Annotated in this window: 21 protein-coding genes; 13 read left to right on the top strand and 8 right to left on the bottom strand. The window is 58.5% G+C overall.

Annotation, left to right across the window (positions count from 1 at the left end; genetic code table 11):
- Positions 1–266: 266 nt before the first annotated feature.
- A complete protein-coding gene (locus ACN2TU_RS25060; protein ID WP_435159341.1) occupies positions 267–1,730 on the top strand; it encodes a hypothetical protein in 1,464 nt (487 codons plus the stop codon).
- A gap of 315 nt (positions 1,731–2,045) precedes the next feature.
- Here ACN2TU_RS25060 and ACN2TU_RS25065 read toward each other — a convergent pair whose 3' ends face one another.
- Positions 2,046–2,849 carry a BtpA/SgcQ family protein gene (locus tag ACN2TU_RS25065; protein WP_435159343.1) on the bottom strand — a complete coding sequence of 268 codons (804 nt, stop codon included), beginning with the start codon at positions 2,847–2,849 and terminating at the stop codon, positions 2,046–2,048.
- 112 nt (positions 2,850–2,961) lie between these two features.
- Here ACN2TU_RS25065 and ACN2TU_RS25070 point away from each other — a divergent pair, with 112 nt between their 5' ends.
- Positions 2,962–3,975, top strand: coding sequence for a phosphotransferase family protein (locus tag ACN2TU_RS25070; protein WP_435159345.1), 1,014 nt, complete (start codon positions 2,962–2,964; stop codon positions 3,973–3,975).
- A 38-nt stretch (positions 3,976–4,013) separates the two neighbouring features.
- On the opposite strand, the gene ACN2TU_RS25075 is transcribed toward ACN2TU_RS25070, so the two are convergent.
- The 3 genes from ACN2TU_RS25075 to ACN2TU_RS25085 form a co-directional block, all read right to left on the bottom strand.
- Positions 4,014–5,126 (bottom strand): DHH family phosphoesterase, encoded by a 1,113-nt coding sequence (locus tag ACN2TU_RS25075; RefSeq protein ID WP_435159347.1) that lies wholly within the window; start codon positions 5,124–5,126, stop codon positions 4,014–4,016.
- Between the two features lie 57 nt (positions 5,127–5,183).
- Entirely contained in the window at positions 5,184–5,912 is a 729-nt protein-coding gene (locus ACN2TU_RS25080; protein ID WP_435159349.1) for a M14 family metallopeptidase, read from the bottom strand.
- A 313-nt stretch (positions 5,913–6,225) separates the two neighbouring features.
- The gene (locus ACN2TU_RS25085; RefSeq protein ID WP_435159351.1) at positions 6,226–6,660 is read right to left on the bottom strand and encodes a universal stress protein; all 435 of its coding nucleotides are present in this window, start codon (positions 6,658–6,660) and stop codon (positions 6,226–6,228) included.
- Positions 6,661–6,934: 274 nt separating this feature from the next.
- Between ACN2TU_RS25085 and ACN2TU_RS25090 the strand changes: the two genes are divergently transcribed.
- Complete coding sequence (locus ACN2TU_RS25090) at positions 6,935–7,390, top strand: universal stress protein (protein WP_435159353.1); 456 nt, start codon at positions 6,935–6,937, stop codon at positions 7,388–7,390.
- A 35-nt stretch (positions 7,391–7,425) separates the two neighbouring features.
- On the opposite strand, the gene ACN2TU_RS25095 is transcribed toward ACN2TU_RS25090, so the two are convergent.
- Positions 7,426–7,692: a DUF8102 family protein gene (locus tag ACN2TU_RS25095; protein ID WP_435159355.1), complete on the bottom strand. Its 267-nt coding sequence runs from the start codon at positions 7,690–7,692 to the stop codon at positions 7,426–7,428.
- 29 nt (positions 7,693–7,721) lie between these two features.
- Here ACN2TU_RS25095 and ACN2TU_RS25100 point away from each other — a divergent pair, with 29 nt between their 5' ends.
- Positions 7,722–8,117, top strand: a complete 396-nt coding sequence (locus tag ACN2TU_RS25100) for a hypothetical protein (RefSeq protein ID WP_435159357.1) — start codon at positions 7,722–7,724, stop codon at positions 8,115–8,117.
- 93 nt (positions 8,118–8,210) lie between these two features.
- A complete protein-coding gene (locus ACN2TU_RS25105) occupies positions 8,211–8,768 on the top strand; it encodes a DUF7529 family protein (RefSeq protein ID WP_435159359.1) in 558 nt (185 codons plus the stop codon).
- Here ACN2TU_RS25105 and ACN2TU_RS25110 read toward each other — a convergent pair whose 3' ends face one another.
- A complete protein-coding gene (locus ACN2TU_RS25110; protein WP_435159361.1) occupies positions 8,769–9,497 on the bottom strand; it encodes a DUF5806 family protein in 729 nt (242 codons plus the stop codon).
- A gap of 76 nt (positions 9,498–9,573) precedes the next feature.
- Here ACN2TU_RS25110 and ACN2TU_RS25115 point away from each other — a divergent pair, with 76 nt between their 5' ends.
- The 8 genes from ACN2TU_RS25115 (at position 9,574) to ACN2TU_RS25150 (ending at position 17,706) form a co-directional block, all read left to right on the top strand.
- Entirely contained in the window at positions 9,574–9,942 is a 369-nt protein-coding gene (locus ACN2TU_RS25115) for a universal stress protein (protein ID WP_435159363.1), read from the top strand.
- Positions 9,939–10,466, top strand: a complete 528-nt coding sequence (locus tag ACN2TU_RS25120; RefSeq protein WP_435159365.1) for a GNAT family N-acetyltransferase — start codon at positions 9,939–9,941, stop codon at positions 10,464–10,466. Before ACN2TU_RS25115 ends, ACN2TU_RS25120 begins: the two co-directional genes overlap by 4 nt.
- 117 nt (positions 10,467–10,583) lie before the next feature.
- Positions 10,584–13,040, top strand: coding sequence for an ABC transporter ATP-binding protein (locus tag ACN2TU_RS25125; RefSeq protein ID WP_435159367.1), 2,457 nt, complete (start codon positions 10,584–10,586; stop codon positions 13,038–13,040).
- A gap of 369 nt (positions 13,041–13,409) precedes the next feature.
- Entirely contained in the window at positions 13,410–15,095 is a 1,686-nt protein-coding gene (locus ACN2TU_RS25130; RefSeq protein WP_435159369.1) for an ABC transporter substrate-binding protein, read from the top strand.
- Positions 15,096–15,151: 56 nt separating this feature from the next.
- On the top strand, positions 15,152–16,165 hold the full coding sequence (locus ACN2TU_RS25135; protein ID WP_435159371.1) for an ABC transporter permease: 1,014 nt from the start codon (positions 15,152–15,154) through the stop codon (positions 16,163–16,165).
- Positions 16,162–17,091 carry an ABC transporter permease gene (locus ACN2TU_RS25140; protein ID WP_435159373.1) on the top strand — a complete coding sequence of 310 codons (930 nt, stop codon included), beginning with the start codon at positions 16,162–16,164 and terminating at the stop codon, positions 17,089–17,091. The genes ACN2TU_RS25135 and ACN2TU_RS25140 overlap by 4 nt, the downstream gene beginning before the upstream one ends.
- Positions 17,091–17,447: a DUF7268 family protein gene (locus tag ACN2TU_RS25145; protein ID WP_435159375.1), complete on the top strand. Its 357-nt coding sequence runs from the start codon at positions 17,091–17,093 to the stop codon at positions 17,445–17,447. The genes ACN2TU_RS25140 and ACN2TU_RS25145 overlap by 1 nt, the downstream gene beginning before the upstream one ends.
- 40 nt (positions 17,448–17,487) lie before the next feature.
- Positions 17,488–17,706, top strand: a complete 219-nt coding sequence (locus ACN2TU_RS25150) for a DUF6199 family natural product biosynthesis protein (protein WP_435159376.1) — start codon at positions 17,488–17,490, stop codon at positions 17,704–17,706.
- On the opposite strand, the gene ACN2TU_RS25155 is transcribed toward ACN2TU_RS25150, so the two are convergent.
- Both ACN2TU_RS25155 and ACN2TU_RS25160 read right to left on the bottom strand, forming a co-directional pair.
- Positions 17,692–18,333: a dienelactone hydrolase family protein gene (locus ACN2TU_RS25155; RefSeq protein ID WP_435159377.1), complete on the bottom strand. Its 642-nt coding sequence runs from the start codon at positions 18,331–18,333 to the stop codon at positions 17,692–17,694. The genes ACN2TU_RS25150 and ACN2TU_RS25155 overlap by 15 nt on opposite strands.
- Before the next feature lie 49 nt (positions 18,334–18,382).
- Entirely contained in the window at positions 18,383–19,102 is a 720-nt protein-coding gene (locus tag ACN2TU_RS25160; RefSeq protein WP_435159378.1) for a sugar phosphate nucleotidyltransferase, read from the bottom strand.
- Between the last annotated feature and the right edge of the window lie 64 nt (positions 19,103–19,166).

Consider the following 19,166-nt stretch of genomic DNA (forward strand, 5'->3'; position numbering starts at 1 on the left):
AACCGAGCGTAACGTGCTCTGTCAGTGTATTTCGATTTTTCTTCCCCAACTCAAAGCTCGTACTATCAATTTCGGAGACTAAATTATGTGGCATTCGAACAACAAATCACTGTCCAAAACAATAATTGCTACCCGAGAAGCAATGATTATTCACCATAACGGTGTTGTAGGTACTGATTACTCTCTAATTATTCTATCAGGAAGCTCATAACGAAGTGTGAATCCGTCTTTCTCCATCTCGCAACATGCGAAAAAACAAAGGTAATATGAGCAACCTCAATCGAAGAGACTACGTAAAAGGTATCGCGGCCGGTATCGGTGCTGGCGCCGTGTTTTCTACCTCATCGACCGCCGGATCGGACGGGCACACGAACGCGGACGGGAAGAACGTGTACCTCGTCTTTGGTGCCGACACGTCCTCGACCGACCTCAAATCGTGGCTGAAAAACCACAAGGGTGACCTCCAATCGAATTCGCAGAAATCGTACTCGAGAGTCGTTCAGTACCAGAACGTCGACCAGCTGAACGTCAACCAGCAGGAGAACGCTGTCGCTATTTCCATCGACGGTGGGATGGCGGACGCGATTCAGCGAACGTATCAGAACAACAAAAACACGCAGGCTGGTGATGCACAGTCGATCAACGCACAACAGAAGAAGAAAAAACACACGTTCGAGGGTGTCAACGACGTTTACGTCATCTTTGCAGGGGATACCGACTCACGTGAATTCTCCGGATGGGTCGTCAGCGACCACGTCTATCAGAGCGAACAGTCTGCCGAAGCGAAGATAAAACAAAAACAGAAAGTAGAACAGGTCAACTACAGCAGCCAGAGCACCGCCATTGCGGTCGCTGAGGGCGGTAGTTACTCCCGCTCGTACCAGCGAAGCTATCAGAAGAACAAGAACGTACAGAGCGCGAAAGCCGCGGCGATAAACATCGGCGACGGTGACAAACAGAGTGCCAAGTCGTCGGTCAAACAGTGGCAGGATGTCAACCAGCTCAACGTCACCGAACAGGGCGTTGCAGTCGCCATCGCGGTCGGGGAAGGAAGCACCGCAAAAGCGTGGCAGGTGAGCTGCCAGTTCAACAACAACAAGCAGGTTGCGAAAGCCGAGGCCATAAACTTCGATCCACTGTCCGCGAAGGAGGCCGCAGCGTCCGCCAACATGCAGGGTGACTTCTCTGACTCGGACGTGAAGCGAATGGACGGCGGCAAGAAGCAGTCGAACAAACAGGGTGCGTCGGCGACCGTCGAACAGTTCCAGAACGTCTACCAGCTGAACAGCAGTATGCAGAACGCGGCCGTCTCTATCGCCCTCAAACGGAGCGATGCGTACGCGACGCAGTACAGCTACCAGACGAACTTCAACGCGCAGATCGCAAAGGCGGCCGCGGTGAATATCGAAGACGCGAACTGGAAGGCGACGTCAGTGCTGAGTGGCGAGGACGCCAAGGGTGACGGTTCGTGGGCAGTTAGCTACGACAACGGTGGTAAGCAGGTCAACCGGCAGAAAGCAGTCGCTTCCATCACCCAAAAGCAGTACGTCGAGCAGTTGAACGTCAACGAACAGCACAGTGCGGTCGCGTTCGCCACGAATGACGGCAGTGCGACGGCAGAACAGATCAACTATCAGCGCAACCAAAACAAACAGATCGCCGAAGCGGAGGCGAGCAACGAAAGCGACCAGGACAGTTCCGGTGAGAAAGACGAGAAGTGCGCAGCATAACCCGATAACCTGGCTTGACACAACGAACCGGTCATTTCACTGAGAACGTGAAGAACTGTCTCGACAACCGAGAACGCGGTTGAACTCATCAACGGTGCTATATTTTCCCGCCGGTCGATATTCGAACGAGACGAGCGTCTATTATTCCGATAGGTGCCCTCTCCGTGGAGGTCTCTCCGTTCACCAATCCGGTGCCGATATCCCGCCCGTGTAGACCGAGTACGACGGTGAAACGCACGTCTTCCGTGAGTGAACGGGATGGAAGGAGATATTCAAAGACAGTCCTGAACGCTACGTCTGAACCGTAAGACAACGTTACGCCTCGGGGTGAACGCGCGAGACGAGTTCGCTGACTTTCTCCTCATCAACCTCGTTCGTCGTCTCTCCGCCTTCTTTCAGTGCGGTTCCCACAATGGCACCGTCCGCGATTTCCAATAAGTCCGCCACGTTTTCCCCCGTCGTGCCACTGCCGACCAGCACGGGTGCGTCCGAACCGGTTTCGTCCCGAGCCGAGACGGCCGATTCGAGCAGGTCGGTATCGACCTCGTGGCCGGTTCCGACGCCGCTGACTACCACCCCGTCCGCGCGTCCACGTCCGAGGGTTTCATCCACTAGTTCGCTCAGAGGCCGCTCCGCCACGGGTGCGGAGTGTTTCACGTCGATGTCGGCGAATATTTTCACGTCCGAATCGATTTGGTCGCGGAGTCGCAGGGTCTCGTGTGCGTTCCCTTCGATGATACCTTGGTCAGTCAGCCGCGCGCCGGTGTGAACGTTCACGCGGATGAAATCCGCTCCGGCGGCGGTTGCAATCGACAGGGCTGATTCGGCGTCGTTTCGCAGGATGTTCACGCCGAGCGGGCAGTCCACCGCCTGCCGGAGTTCGGTCACGATGCGGGTCATCGACGCGACGATGTGCTTCGGCACGTCGTCGCGATAAAACGGCGAATCACCGAAGTTCTCCACCATGATGGCATCTACACCGCCGGATTCGAGCGTGTGAGCGTCAGTGAGCGCGCGGGTTCGAATCGTATCGAAATTGCCGTCATAACCGGGCGAACCGGGAAGGGATGACAGATGAACCATGCCGATGATGGCATCGTCGGTGTCGAAAATGCTCATACGGGGTTGTCGTTGCGCCCCGAATTAAACGACCCGAGTCTTGCCGTTTGCTGTTGACCATTCGACATCATAAGACTTCTACAACCGTAGCAATGAGCGGACTGTAGTTGCTATGACCGGTACGAGTGTGGATATCGAGTCCGTTCCCCGGATGGTTCAGACGATTCTCGGAAACCGGGCGGTCGAAGACGTGATTCCGGCGGATGAGGGTACCGACGATGTGTTTTTCGTGACTGTCGAAATGCCGGACACCGCTCGGAAATGTGTTCTGAAGGCCTGTTCATTCGTTGACCCGCCCTCGTTTCGAGTGGAACCACGAATCCTCGACCTCGTGAGTCGTCGAACCGAGATTCCGGTTCCGGACGTTCTCGGCTACGTTGATGATCACGCCGACCTGCCCGCGCCGTTTTTCCTGATGGAACGTGCATCCGGTGAGCAGATTTCCGGCCCGCGGTCGCTCACCGATGATGCTCTCGAACGAACTGCACACGACGCGGGACGACACCTCGGCGAACTCCATTTCGCTGCGTCGTTTGATGGATTCGGGGGGCTTCGTGCAAGCCAAGACGCAGACCGTGACCCGACCGTCGGCGACCTCGTGGTCGCCGACCCTGGCGAAGATTTGCCGTCGGAACTCCGACGCTCCGCGGAAAGTGGGTTCGAGCGCATCGAGGACACCCGGTTTTCCGACATGCTCGATGACCTCCGTGCCGGTCTCGACACCCACCTCGACGCGGTTCCGGCCGACCCCGAACCGGTTCTCATTCACGCCGACTACCGATTCGGGAATTTGCTCGTTGAACCGGAAACTGGCGCGGTTCGCACGGTTCTCGACTGGGGGGACCCCTCCACGGGACACGGTGAGTACGACCTCGTACAGACCGAGCAGTACCTCTGTGGACGTCTCCCGCTCGACGCTGACCGTCGCCATCTCGTCCGGAGCGCGCTCGAAGCGGGCTATCGCGAGACGAACGACCTCTCGCGCGACGTGGGATTCGAGGCGATGCGCCGGGCGTACCTCTTCATCACCCAACTTTGGCCGCTCGCATGGTTCGACCTCTGGTACGACGGCGACGACGATATCGCAGAACAACAGCGAGCACTGATGCGGTCGCTCCTCCCCTGACCGCTCCTCGATTTTCTTCGAATCGCGATACCGCGATGCTACTCGTCCGACTCGTCTTCTTCCGTCTCGTCTTCCTTCTCGTCGTCCTCGTGTTTCAGGTTCCAAAACGCCTCCAGAATGACTTGTTTCGCCACTGCGCCCTGTGTCGTCCAGTGGTGGGCGTAATCGAGCATGTCGTCGTAGATGCTCGGCTTACAGCCTGCGGCTTTCGGGTGGCCGCCACCGTTGACCTGTCGGGCGACTTCGTGGCATCGCTCGAATTCGTCCGTGCCGCGAATGCTCGCGCTTCCGGCGGGCTTGACGACGACAGAGGCGTCCGCACCCTGTTCGCGCATCGCCTCGGCGACTTCGTTCTGGGAACAGCGACCGTAGGTGACGCCAACCGTCCAGTCGCCGATTTCCTTCATATCGGCGCGTTCGACCGCGCGCTTTACGAGAGCCTCTTTCTCGACGCGCTGTTCGGCGAGGAACTCCTGTACCTCCGTGGGGAGGTCTGCGCCGTGTTCTTGGATGACTTCCATGTACTCCTCGGGTTCCGACCAGTAGGAGTAGTCCGCGAGGTCGTCACTTCGCGGGTCTTCACGGAGCCACAGGTCGTGGTCGCGCGTGACCGCCGCGAGTTCGACGAAATAGTCCGGGAATTCGTAATCGAGCGACCGGGCGACCACGTCGGCGGTACATTCCTCCTCGGATTCTCCGACGACGAGTTCGACACCCGCGGCGCGAACCGCGTCGGCGACGGTGTCGTCCCACTGGTGGTGGTCGTACCAGAACACTTCGTCGGCTTCGCTGACGAGGGTTTCCAACTCTTCGGCAATATCCTCGTAGGCATCGGGACAGAGGTCACACACGAAGATGGTCGCGCCGGGTTCACTGTAGGCGACGACGCGTTCGAGTGCGTCGCCGAGGTCGTGTGGTCCCGCGTCGATGAGCGCGCCTTCGCCGTACGCCTCGCGGACGAGCGCCGTCGCGGCCAGTCCGTCGGCGTCCGGGTCGGCGACGACGGCTACGTCAGCGCCGGACAGGGTATCCTGTGCTTCTTGCTCTTCTCGGTGCTCCTCGACGGAATCTGGGATAAAAAAGCCCTCGCCCGGCAACAGCGATTTGCGTTCGAGCGAGAGGTTGTCGTCGTCGATGACCCAATCTTTCATACCGTCTCTCAGACGCGCGACGCAAAGAGTTCCCGGTTCTGCGGACGAGACAGTTAGCTACTCGTACGTCCTGTCCATTCCGTTTCGGCGGAGGAGATAGCGAACCATGTTGAGCGTCCAATTGACCCGCGTATCGAGAGAAGTGCCGTAGCGCGTCGTTTCCACGATGTAGCCGGGGATGTACATGTCCTCGAAAACTTTGTGGATCAGAAGCGGACTGTCGCCGTCGATGAGGTTGCCGCGCTTGAATTCGTAATACTCCGGACGCGAATCATCGAGATGGTACTTGTTCATGTATCTCGCAGTCATCGTCGCGTCCACCTCCGCCCCTTCGGAGAGCGTCGGGTAGATGGCCTGTCCGTCGTCGTCCGGCCCTTCCGCCTCACGATAGAGTCCTTTCGAACTGTGAAGGTTGAGCACCGTTTTCGGGTTGTGGCTGTCGATGGCGCTCCAAATCGCGCGGGCGAGTGCGGTTCTCGGTTCCTTTCCGGGGGTGAACTTTCGATTGAGGTTCCCGTTGTCGTTCGAGTACGTCCCGCCTTCGATGGCAACCGGATTCGCCCGTGGAATCACGACGAGCGTTCCCCTATCAACCGACCACGTCGCAACGTCGTCCGCCGCGCGGTAGCCGCTTTCCTCGTTGCCGTGCATCCCGCCGCCGACGACCGCCGTCGGACCGGGTTCGCCGGAGTTCATCACGTACACCTCGGTTCCCTCCCGAATCGTGAACGATGAACGCCCCTCGTCCGCCGCGCCGATTCCGGTGAATCCGGCCGTCGCTGCCATGAGTGCTCCGTTCGACTTCAGAAATCCTCGCCGCGAACTGCTCGTTTCGATTCTCGAATTGTCAGACTTTTCCGTTTGGTTGTCTCTAACCATCTAGCAACGGCACAACTAATTTATTGCTCTTATGACTTTCTTATGTGCTAATAAATATTGTTCTAAATACTATGCACTCTTCCATCCTCCGTGGAATTTTCAGTGACGGTGGGTACGTTCTCAACTTATGAGAAATTTGATAATTGAATTTCAGATAGCCGAGTACGACTGGGATGACGGCCCACGCGATGGGAAGGCTGTCGATGAAAGTAAACGTTAGTTACGCCTCGTTGGGGTCGAGTTGTCGAACCGTCATCACGGGCGTCGGACAGGTTCGGACGACGCGCTCCGCGACGCTTCCGATAAGGAATCGGTTTTCGCCGTGGCGTCCTCTGGTTCCCGTCGCGACCATATCGGCGTCGTTGTCACGGACGTATTCGCTGACTTCGGCGGCGGGATCTCCTTCCCGTACCGCGGTGACGATGTCTCGGTCGGCGTGTTCGCGTACCGATTCGAGTGCCGTTTCACCCTGCGATTCGAGGGCGGCGTGCAACTCCTCACGAAGCGTTTCGGGGGACGATTCGACCTCGCCGGTGTCCACGACGTACAGCGCGTGAATCTCGGCGTCGAACCGGCGCGCGAGGTCGAGTGCGACCGTAACCGCACGCTCGACGCTTTCGGAGCCATCAGTGGCGATGACGACGGTGTCTAACATTGTTTCCCCATCTTTCTGCATCGCTCATAAACGCTGAGGTAGTATATTGCGCTAATCCAAATCACTAAATACTATGTTAACAGTTATCAAGATGCCCGACGGGGCAAGGTTGCACCCAAACCGCAATCTCACCGGATTGCGGTTTGTTGGTAGCGGATAGGTTGGTTCTACGTCGTAAATGCCTCGTGCTCACTATCGTTCACTTTCTACTGACCACGTTATCTCGTAGACGCTGTGAGGAAGCTTTTTTGCCCACCTGCGCACACCCACGCATATGACCGAGTCGCCAGTCGAAGTGAACACAGTGCTCGTTCCGGTTGACGGGAGCGATGAATCGGTTCGAGCCATCGAGTACGCAGTCGCCATCGCCAAGAAATACGGCGCGAGCGTCCACGCGCTCTACGTCCTCGGTGAGGAGATGACTCGTGCAGTCGAGACAGGAGCCGTGGAGGAAGACGACGTGGTCGTCGAAACCGAGTCATTCATCGACAGCACCCGCGCCGTCGCGGACGACGCGGGCGTCAGCCTATCCAATTCGATTGCGCTCGGGTTCTCGACTCGACGGAAACTCCAGCATCCCGGCAGCGCCGTCCTCGACTGTGCCGACGAAATCGACGCTGACTTCCTCGTCATCCCGCGGGAACCCCTCTCCGGCGAACCCGGCGAAGTGTTGGAAAAGGCCGCTGAGTACGTGCTGTTGTACGCCAGCCAACCCGTTCTTTCGGTCTGAGCTTCCCGTCCGCTCGACCGCATCGAAACGGCGGTTCAGAAATTGGTCACTTTCGATTGAATCCGTCCGTCGTCGATTTCCGAGGCTGTCTCCTCGGCATCCCTGAAATACTGTGCTAGCTCGTCCATTCTGACCTCGTCGCTTTCGTGCAGATATGTGATTTCGGTGAGCGACAGCGTTTCGCCCGCTTCTAACTTGTGGAGCAACTGGTCTACGGTAAGGGAGTGAAAGGTAAAATCGAGTTGGACGGTCGCAACTCGGTCGTCTTTCACCTCGGCCATGTTGATCGCTTCGTTCAACACCGTTTCGAACTCGAGGCTCGTATCCGTCGTTGCTCGATAAAGCGAATCTTTCTTTCGAATTTCCAGGCGGACTCGTCACCGACGCCGAAGAAATCGACCGCGCAGTGCGGGCCGCGGATATGGTTTCGAATCACGTCGTGCTCGGCATCGATGCCGAGCAGGAAACGTTCTACGCCGAAGCAGAGGGTGATATCGACGACATCTCGCTTACACTGCCCGCGAACGACCTCGTCGAATTTACGTCCGGCGACGCACGTTCGCTGTTCTCCATCGACTATCTGAAAGCCATCAATCGGGCGATGCCTCGGGATATTGAAATCGACCTCCAGCTCGGTACCGATATGCCCCTCGCACTTCGCTACGCGTTTGCCGAGGGGTCAGGGTCAGTCGAATATTTAGTGTCCCCTCGAATCGCCACACATTGAGGACGAGCTCGTGTCCAGAGCGGTCGGAATCATCTCCGCTCGGCGACCCGCGATGACACAACGTTTTTACGCGAAAAAGCCGCCCATCGGTGTATGGACGGGACGACGCCGAACGTTACGGCACACTCACGAGCGATGCCATTCTGGGAGAACGTCATCGCCGACATGGAAGCGACGGCGGCGGAGTACGAGGAATCCGGGTGGGAGACTCTGCTCCTCCATCCGGGCGACGTAACGCCACTCTGGAACGAAGAGGACGACGAGTTCGGACTGGACGTGCTCGTGCCGGACAACGAGTTCGAGGAAGTCGAGGCACTGCTCGATGAGGGCATCGAGTTTGACGCGTTCGAGGCGTACCGCGCGATGAGCGACAACATCGTTTTCGTCGTCGTCATCATGGAAGACCACGACGCCGAAATCGCTGTCTGCTACCCGACGTACTACGACGTGCAGGGTGCCGAGAAGATGCTCGCAGATGCGATGGACGCCGGAACGATGTACACCTTCCTTAGAACGCTGAGCGAAGACCGCGTTCAGTTCACCCACGACGACCCGACGGTGTTCCAACCGCCGGAACCCGAGGACGCGGACGATGCGGAAGCGGACGATACCGAGGCGGACGATACGAAAGCGACCGACGCAGACGAATAGTTACTCTTCCTCGCCGATTTCGCGTCCGCAGTGCGGGCACTCCATCTCGTCGTGGCGCAACTGCTCGCTCGATTCGCGCACCTCGCGCATGACGTTGGAAATCCGATCTTCAGCGGCGAGTTCATCGTCCACGGAGAGGTCAACGCCCTCGACTTCGAGGAGGAACTTCGCAACCTCGGTTACCTCGTACATCACGTCGTCCAACTCCTCGGCGGTGAAAAAGCCGGACATCGCGCCGTAGAGGAACGTCGCTCCCGCTTTTCGAACCTTCTCTTCGAACGCCGACCGCGCTTGGTTGACCGCCTGCGGCGTGTACGTGTCGGTCATGAAGGGAATGAGATACGGCAGGTTGTCGCCGATTTTCGTCATCTCGACGCCCGTTTCGGTTCGGAAGTCGGCACAGAGGCGAGCAATTGCCCACTCGCGCGCGGTGATGTACGTCCGGTCGCGCAGGAATTCGTTGACACGGTCGTACTGCGCGCCGTCCATTTTCTTGAAGCGCGCGTACTTCTGTACGTCCGGCGGGAGTTCGGGAGTGGAATCAGCGGTGGATTCGGAGGGGGAATCGGCGGTCGCATCGGGTGCGGCCTCGGAGGCGTCCGGAGCGGATTCGGGAGCGTCCGGTGTGGATTCAGTTCTCTCTGGTGCCGTGTCGTCCGTCGAAAACTCGTCCGGTTCGTCCGTTGCATCCTCCGTCTCGGATTCCGGCGGGGAGGGGTCGTTCGACATACGCCGTCGTTACCAAGCAGGGTGCAAAAGCGTATCGCACCCAATTGTTTTGGCACCTGGCGGGTATGGGGGTAGTATGAAAGTATTATTGGGAACCGGTGGAAGCGACGACTCTTTCACCGCACTCGAACAAACCGTCTCGCGTGCCGCGCTCGCGGGCGACGATTTGACGGTGGCCATCCTCGACAATCCGGAAAGCGAACGGTCGAAAGACGAAATCGGCGAGAAGGTAGAAACGGTGCTTTCGGATGCTGACCTCGATGCTGCCGTCCGTGACGTGTCGGGCGACCCCGGAAGCCGACTGCTCGATATCGCCGAAAGCGAGGGCTACGACCAAATCGTTCTCGGCGGGGGCCAGCGCAGTCCGATGGGGAAGATTCGGCTCGGACATATCGCCGAATTCGTCCTGTTGAACTCCCACGTTTCGGTTAAACTGGTACGATGAACGACAACCGACGCTTTCCGGACGAAGCGGCAGGGCCGTTTCCGGAACCGCCGCTCTCGTTCACCGACCGCGAGGAGCGGGACATCGAAATCCGACCCTTCGAGGGGGGCGACGAGGAGGGTCTCATCGAGATGTACGTCGATTTCGACCCCGCCGACCGTGCGCAGGGCATCCCCCCTGCCACGGAACGGCGGGTTCGGGACTGGATCGAGACGCTGACCGACGGCGACGGACTCAACGTCGTCGCGTGGCACGGCGACGCAGTCGCGGGCCACGCAACCCTCGTTCCGGACGGTGACTCCGCCTACGAACTCGCCATCTTCGTCCATCAGGAGTATCAGCGCGCGGGTATCGGGTCGCACCTCATTCGTACCCTGCTCGGCTACGGAAAGGAACAGGATATCGAAAAGGTGTGGCTCACGGTGGAACGATGGAACCGCGCCGCCGTGAACCTCTACCGAAACGTCGGCTTCGAAACAGCGGACGCGGAGAGTTTCGAGTTGGAGATGGTGCTTCGGTTGTAGGTCGCAGACTACTCTTTTCGGCCGGTTTCAACTCGAAACCCATCATTTCATCGCTGTGTCGCATGCTACACCCAACCGAACGATTTTTGCTCACCCGACAAGGATACCCGCGTAACTGTGACCGATCTACTGTCCATCTCGAATCTCAAGACGCAGTTCCATACGGAGCGGGGAACGGTCAAGGCGGTGGACGATTTCGAACTGACCATCCGCGAGGGTGAGACGGTCGGACTCGTCGGCGAATCGGGATCCGGAAAGAGTGTTACCGCGCTTTCCGCGATGCAACTCATCGACGACCCGGGCGAAATCGCGGCGGGCAACATCGAGTTCCAGCACGACGAAATCGCCGAAAAGTTCGCCGACAAGTACCCGAACGGTGTCGGGGAGTACATCTTCCCGGACGAGGGCTACATCGACATCATGTCCGCACCCGAATCCGTCATGCGGGACATCCGCGGCGGGGAGATGGGAATGATTTTCCAAGACCCGATGACCTCGCTCAACCCCGCGCTCACGGTGGGCGAGCAAGTCGCGGAGAGTCTCCGTCTCCATCAGTACGGCGGTAAACGGAAGGACAACTGGTGGAACGCGGTTCGTGAAATCGCGCCGAAACTCGGCGGCGGCGATATGGACGAAGAACTCCTCCAGGATACCATCGACATTCTGGAGGAGGTCGGGATTTCGGAACCTGCATCCCGCGTCGATGAGTATCCCCACGAGTTCTCCGGCGGGATGCGCCAGCGTGTCCTCATTGCCATCGCGCTCGCTTGCAAACCGAAACTGCTCATCGCGGACGAACCGACGACGGCGCTGGACGTGACGATTCAGGCCCAGATTCTCGACCTCATCAACGACTTACAGGACGAACTGGGCATGTCCGTCTTCATGATTACCCACGACCTCGGCGTCGTCGCCGAAACTTGCGACCGCGTCGCGGTCATGTACGCGGGTGACCTCGTCGAGGTCGGCCCGGTGGACGAGATCTTCCACAACCCGAGCCATCCCTACACCTACGCACTGCTCGAATCCATCCCAAGCGAGGATCGAGAACGACTGACGCCGATCGACGGCAACGTTCCCGACCTCATCAACATGCCTGAAGGATGCCACTTCGCACCGCGATGTCCGTGGGCCAAGCCGGAGTGTACGCAGGGCGAGATTCCGAACCTGCAACACGGCCCCGACGACGTTGACCACCGTGCGAAATGTGTCCTCGACGATTTCGACAAGGAAGAGTATATCGAGGAGTACGAGAGCGTCTCAGCCGGAGGACACGAAACCGGCGAGTCACTCGTGACGGTTGACCAGTTGAAAAAACACTACTCGCGTGCGGACGACTATCTCGATAAATGGCTCTCCGAAGGCGACGACAGCGTGAAAGCGGTCGATGGCGTCTCGTTCGACATCTACGAGGGCGAAACCCTCGGACTCGTCGGCGAGTCCGGCTGTGGAAAATCGACTGCCGGACGGTCACTTCTCCGTCTCGAAGAGTTGACTGACGGACGCGTCGTCTTCGCCGGAACCGATCTCGGCGGGTTGGACGACGACGGACTCCGCGAAACCCGAAAGGACATGCAGATGATCTTCCAAGATCCGCTGTCCAGTCTCGACCCCCGGATGACGGTCGGACAGATCATCGCCGAACCGCTGAAGATCCACGGTCTCGCGAAAGGCAATCGCGACGAGCGCGTCGTCGAACTGATGGAAAACGTCGGTCTCGAACCGGGCCAACGCGACCGCTACCCGCACGAAATTTCCGGCGGCCAGCGCCAGCGCGTCGGCATCGCCCGCGCACTCGCGGTCGACCCTGACTTCATCGTCGCCGACGAACCGGTGTCGGCACTGGACGTGTCCGTGCAGGCCCAAATCATCAACCTGCTCGAAGACTTACAGGAGGAGTTCGGTCTGACCTACCTGTTCATCGCCCACGACCTTTCGGTCGTTCGCCACATCTCCGACCGCGTGGCAGTGATGTATCTCGGCGAAATCGTCGAAGTCGCGGACACCGACGAACTGTTCGCCGACCCGAAGCATCCCTACACACAAGCGTTGCTTTCGGCGATTCCTGAACCCGACCCACGGGCAGACACCGACGACCGAATCATCCTCGAAGGTGACGTTCCGTCGCCCATCGACCCACCGAGTGGCTGTCACTTCCGAACTCGCTGTCCGAAAATCATCCCGACGGAGGGAATGGATATCGATCAGCAAGCGTTCCGGCAGGTGATGGATTACCGCGAACGAGTCGAAAACCGCGCCATCAACCTCGAATCGGTTCGTGAGCAGGCGACGGAGGGTACTGCTCCGGTTCAAGAGGTGACGGCAACCGACGGGGGGTCGGTGGCGAGCGGTTCCTTCCATGCCGTGCTTTGGAGTCGGCTGTTCGAAACCAAACCGACGGGTGAACCCCGCGACATCATCGAACGGTCGTTCGACCATCTCGAAAACGGCGACTGGGAATCCGCCGAGTCGCTCCTCCGCGAACGGTTTACGAGCGTCTGTGAGCGCGACAGCCCGGTGCTACAGGATTCCGCGCACCCATCGGCCTGCCACCTCTACGACCAGCCGGAATAGTTGGCTTTCCCTCTGTTTCCCGCTATTTCTACTAGTCTGATACACGGTCGCTGATGCGGTACGAATTTCATCTAAATGTGGGGATTCACGGTCTTGTCCGGCAGAAAAATTTCTATTATCGCTGGCTTATTTGATGAATGCCAACATATGACGTGACAGTTTCGAGACGACCCTTTCCGAGGGAGACACAGGTGGTGAAGTGAATTTGGTTTCGTTGAGTGGACTGTTGCTCCACCTCAAATTCCAAATTTTCAATAAATGTGTGGATAACGAATCACGACTATCGACTGATTTCATGCAGTGTTTCGTACGTACACTATCTATTATCGGTTCGGTATGTTTATATGGCACATGTGACCACAGTGCTGTATGGCGTCACGCGATAACGCAACGAATAGACGTAGTTTCTTGAAAGCGGCTGGCGGTGCTGCTGCCGCGGCGGCACTCGCTGGCTGTCTCGGCGGAGACGGTAACAAAAACGACGGCAGTGGCGACGGCGACGGTGACGGTAACAGTGGCGGCACGCTCACCTACGCTCGCGGTGACAAATCCGGCTCGCTCGACTTCCAGAACACGACGAGCGGCGAGGCTGCGAAAGTCACGAACCAGATTTACAATACGCTCATCGCGTTCAAGCCCGGTAAGACCTCTCTGACCGAGGGACTCGCGACGAACTGGAACGTCGACGGGAAAACGGTCACCCTCGACCTCCGGAAGAACGTGAAATTCCACAACGGTGAGAAGTTCACTGCCTCCGACTTCGTCGCCACGTACCGTCGGTTCGTGGACGAGAGCTACGAGCACTACCCCGGCAAATCGTACGCATCGTCGTACGGTCCATACACGCTCGGCGTCATCGACAACGTCAAAGCCCCGAGCGACCACAAACTGAAGATTACGATGAGCAAGAAGTACGCGCCTATTCTGCCGAACCTTGCGATGTTCGTCTCCGCGGTTCACTCCGAGAAGGCTATCAAAGACAAGGGTAAGGATCTCAAATCCGACCCGGTTGGCACCGGTCCGTTCAAGCTGAAGAAGTGGGACAAGAGCAACAACCGCGTTCGCCTCGAAAAGAACAGCGATTACTGGGGCGAAGGACCGCACGTGGACGAAGTGGTGTTCACGGTCGTCGGCAACAACACGTCGCGCGCACAGACGCTCATCTCCGGCGATGCACAGATTATCGACGGACTCGGCGCGCAGTCTTCACAGCAGGTGGAGAAATCCGGCGACACCAAACTCGTCTCTGACGCCGGTATCAACGTCGGCTACATGGCGTTTAACATGTCCAAGGTCGAAGCCTTCCGGAAGAAGAAGGTACGAAAGGCCATCAGCCACGCCATCGACACGAAGGGTATCGTGGACACCATTTTCAAGGGTATCGCAAAACAGGCCAGTCAACCCATCCCGAACAGCGTGATGGGCTACAACGATAGCCTCAGTCCGTACGAACACAACCCAGAGAAAGCTAAGAAACTGCTCAAAGAAGCGGGCTACGCTGACGGCTTCTCGTTCGAACTGGCGACGTTCAAGAACCCGCGTACCTACAACCCGAGTCCGATTCAGGCGGCGAACACCGTCAAATCGAACCTGAAGAAGGTCGGTATCGACGTAACCATCAAGCAACAGGCGTTCGACCCGTTCCTGAGCTACACCGACTCGTACAAACACGACGCGTGTTTCCTCGGCTGGATGACGGACAACGCCGACCCGGACAACTTCTACTACGCGCTGCTCCACCCCGGCGTCTCCATCGACAAGGTGCCGAGCGGGCAGGACTGGGTTGACCCGAGCAAACACGACAACATCAACACGCTCGACGCCGCGGCGTGGGCGAACACGGAGTACATGAAACTCGTGGAGGACGCGCAGGCGACCTACGACGAGGCGACGCGTAAAGAGAAGTACAAGAAAGCCGGTAAAATCGCGCACGACGAGGCACCGTGGGTGTTCATGGACCACGCGAAAGACCTTCGCGGCGTTCACAAGAATGTCAGCGGGTTCGAACTCGCACCCATCAGCGGACCGTTCCTCCGTCTGGTGAAAATCAACTAACGGGTTGTGATTCGCTAACGAGGCTTTTTTGATCCCGCGCGTTTCAGTTTCGTCTGATGATCTCCAAGCGGTTCGTTGTCAAACGACTGTTGCTACTCATTCCCGTGTTATTCGGGGTGGCGACGTTCGTATTTGCCATTCTCCAGCTCGCACCGGGTGATCCTGCGCGCGTGGTTGCAGGCCAACGTGCGTCGGAGGAGTTCGTCCGGCAGGTTCGCCACGAACTCGGGTTAGATCGCCCCATCTGGGTGCAGTATGGACAGTTCCTCTGGGACGCGATTCAACTTGACCTCGGTGAATCCTATCAGATTCGGAAGGGCGTTGCGGTCTCCGAGATTCTCCGGAACCGACTGCCCGTGACAATCGAGATGGCGATTTATGGCCAGTTCCTCGGTATCCTCTTCGGAATCCCACTCGGGATAATTTCCGCCATCAAGCAGGACTCCGCCACCGACCATCTCACTCGTATCGGTGCCCTGACCGGAATCAGCATCCCGATTTACTGGAGCGGGCCACTGCTCATCCTGCTGTTCGCCCAGTACCTGAGTCTCGTGCCACCGAGTGGCCGTATCGGGTCTGCGTACAGTATCAACCAGGTAACCGGTCTCATCACGTTGGACACGCTGCTGTACTGGAACATTCCGGCGTTCAAGTCGGCGGCACTCCACCTCATCCTACCGGCCGTAGTCATCGGCATCTACTCCATGGCGCTCATCTCGCGGATGATGCGCTCGTCGATGCTGGAAATCATTCGGCAGGATTACATGCGGACTGCCCGCGCGAAGGGACAAGGTGCGAAAATCACCGTGATGAAACACGGCTTCCGGAACGCGATGATTCCGGTCGTCACCGTCATCGGCATCCAGTTCGGAACCCTGCTCGGCGGGGCCGTGCTGACGGAAACCGTCTTCGGAATCCCGGGCATCGGAAGCATGCTCGTGGACGCCATCGAAGTCGGTGACTTTCCGGTGATACAGGGAACCGTGTTGACCTTCGCGTTCCTGTTCACGGTTGTCAACCTGTTCGTGGACGTGACGTACTCCTACCTCGACCCGAGGATTGAACAATGAGCACACAAACAGAATCCAGCGAAACGGCCACGTCCCGCGGCTTTGTAGAGCGTCTGCGGGCGTCGCCGTTCCTTTCCGAACTCCTGTCGAATCGCCTCGCAGTTACCGGATTAGCCATTATCCTGTTCATGCTCGTGGTCGCCGTCTACGCCCGGCTGACGATCGACCTCGGTGCCATCAAGCAGACACAGATCGGCACCCAACCGAGCCTGGCCACTCCGAGCGGGCAGTTCTTCTTCGGAACGAACCTGCAAGCGCAAGACCTCTTCCCTCGCGTTCTCTACGGTGCGTGGTACGCGATGCTGTTCGGAACGGTCACGGTTAGCGCCTCGACGTTCCTCGGCGTCGGCCTCGGTATCGTCGCGGCGTACTACAGCGACCTCACGGACAACGTCATCATGCGGACGATGGACGTTCTGCTCGCGTTCCCGGCACTCTTGCTGTCGTTGGCGCTGGTCGCCATCTTCCCGGACAAATGGGGTCTCTGGCGCGCAGTCGCCGCGTTGACGCTCGTGTACACGCCGCGGTTCGCGCGTGTCGTCCGCGGTGCGGCACTGAAAGTGCTCGAAGACGAGTACATCGACGCGACGGTGGCACTCGGGGCGAAGAACCCTCGCGTGCTGATCCGTCACGTCCTGCCGAACTGTCTCGCGCCGATTACGGTGCAGAGTACGCTCAACTTCGGCCTCGCTATCATCGACCTCGCGGCGCTGTCGTTCCTCGGGTTTGGTGCTGAGGCCGGAACTCCATCGTGGGGACTCATGCTCTCGAACGGTGTCAAAAATGGCCTGTTCAGCGTCCCGAGCGCGTGGTGGTGGTCGTTCTTCCCCGGCCTCTTCCTCGCGGTGACGGTGTTGGGATTCAACCTGCTCGGTGACGGGATGCGGGACGCACTCGACCCGCGGATGCGCGAAACCGTTGACTGATGAATCTGTCCGGTTTTCTTTTCCCGCGCGTTCGCCTCGTCTCCCGGTTCGGACTCGGCGGGGTCGCGCTCGGTGCTATCGGTGTTTTGGTCGTCGTCCTGACCGGGGAAACGGTGGCGTTCGCAAGTCGAAAGGTGTTTTCCGTCGCGGCGCTCGCGTTCGGATTCGCACTGCTGGGTTGGTCCGGTTCCGTCTTCGCCGGAGAAGCCGTCGAAAGCATGAACGAACGTCTCGATTCGAACTCCAACTGGACGGAGGCGGATTCTCGACGCGCGATGACAGTCGTCGGTAGCCTCGGTGCTGGGGGGATGGTCGGTGCGAGTCTGATGACGCTCGTCTTACGAGCGGCATATTGAGCCGTAAGATTTTTGGTTTCATATCATAGTTGAGACTGATATGATCGTTCTCGAATCGACGCTCGTGGGGTTGCTGCTCGTCGGAATTGGGGTTGCGATGGCGACAAAACCGCGAGAAATATCTTATATCAGACATAGTGTTGCTGTCGCGTCGGCGGGTGAACTCAGCGAGTTCGGCACTGCACGATATCAAGCCTACGGGCTGTTTTGCACCCTTCTCGGTTTGGTGCTGGCAATCGTCCCGCTATTCCTTCCGTAGCGAGAGTTTCGACGCGAACCACTCGCCTGTCAGGTTTGCAACCGTTTCCAGCACGCCCGATTCGGAGAACAGGTGCCCTGCACCATCCACGATTTCGAGTTCTTTCTCGCAGGTCAACTGCGCGTGCGCTTCCCGATTCAGTTCGAGCACCTGCGTGTCCTGTCCACCGACGATGAAGAGTGTCGGCGCGGACACCTCGTCCAGCACTGCCGTTGCGAGGTCAACGCGCCCGCCGCGCGAAACGACCGCTCCGACCGCAGGGTAGCGCGCCGCCGCACGGAGGGCGGCGGCCGCACCCGTGCTTGACCCGAAATAGCCAAGCGGATAGTCGCTTTTCTCTGTCCGCGTTTTGACCCACTCGGTGACCGAAACGAGGCGGTCGGTCAGGAGGCCGATGTCGAACCGATTTTCGTATACGCTGTCCTCGTCCTCGGTGAGCAAGTCAAACAGCAAGGTACCGAGACCGAAATCGCGCAGTCGCTCGGCCACGAAGTTGTTTCGCGGACTCTTCCGACTGCTTCCGCTTCCGTGTGCAAAGAGAACGAGACCTGTCGCTCCCTGCGGGATTTCCAGGTTTCCTTCGAGTTGAACTCCATCGACTGGAATCGTTATCTCCCCCGATTGCATGGAAGGTCGATATTCGGCTCGCTACCGAGTAATCGTGACGGCTGGATTTCTAGGGGCTGTCTTGCTGAAGTCTCCGTTCCGCCAGTTTCCGTTCCTCGGGCGTGTTGACGTTCACCGACCACCCATCCGTCGTCATCGCCACCATCGTTTTTCCGTCGACGAACCGGTGAATCGATTCCGCGAGTTCGTACTCGCCTCGAACTGACAGTTCCGTGTCCGCACAGGCGTCGAACATGGCCTGACTGTAGATGGCGAATCCCGCCGCAACGAGGCTGGGATTCGGTGGATCGTCGGGTTCTTTTTCAATTCCACGCAGTTCGTTCTCCTCGGTCACGTCGCAGATGGCCTTCACGCGCGCCGCCTCGGTCGAAACAAACTCGACTTCCTGCACAGCGTCCACTCCGCCTTCCTGCTGGCGTTCGATGAGGGGGCGAAGGTCGGATCGAATCACGCAGTCGCCGTCCATGCACATGAAATCGTCATCGACCTGCGGCTCGGCCTGCAACAGCGCGTGTGCCATTCCTACCTGCTCGTCCTGCCGGACGTACGTTATCGGCACACCAGCAAATGAATCGCCATACCGCTCTCGAATTTTCTCCCCTTCGTAGCCGATGACGACGACCAGTTCGTCGGCATCGAGTTCGATAACCGTCTCGAAACACCGTGTGAGAATCGGTTTTCCGGCTACTTCGACCAACGCCTTCGGTCTCTCGTCGGTCAGCGGTCGGAGGCGGGTTCCCTTTCCGGCGGCGAGGATGACTGCTTGCACGAGTGCGTGTCAATCCTGTAACCACTTGAATTTGTGGCGTTCAAAATTGCGATACTCGTAGGCT

The sequence above is a fragment of the Haladaptatus marinus genome, from assembly GCF_051194195.1.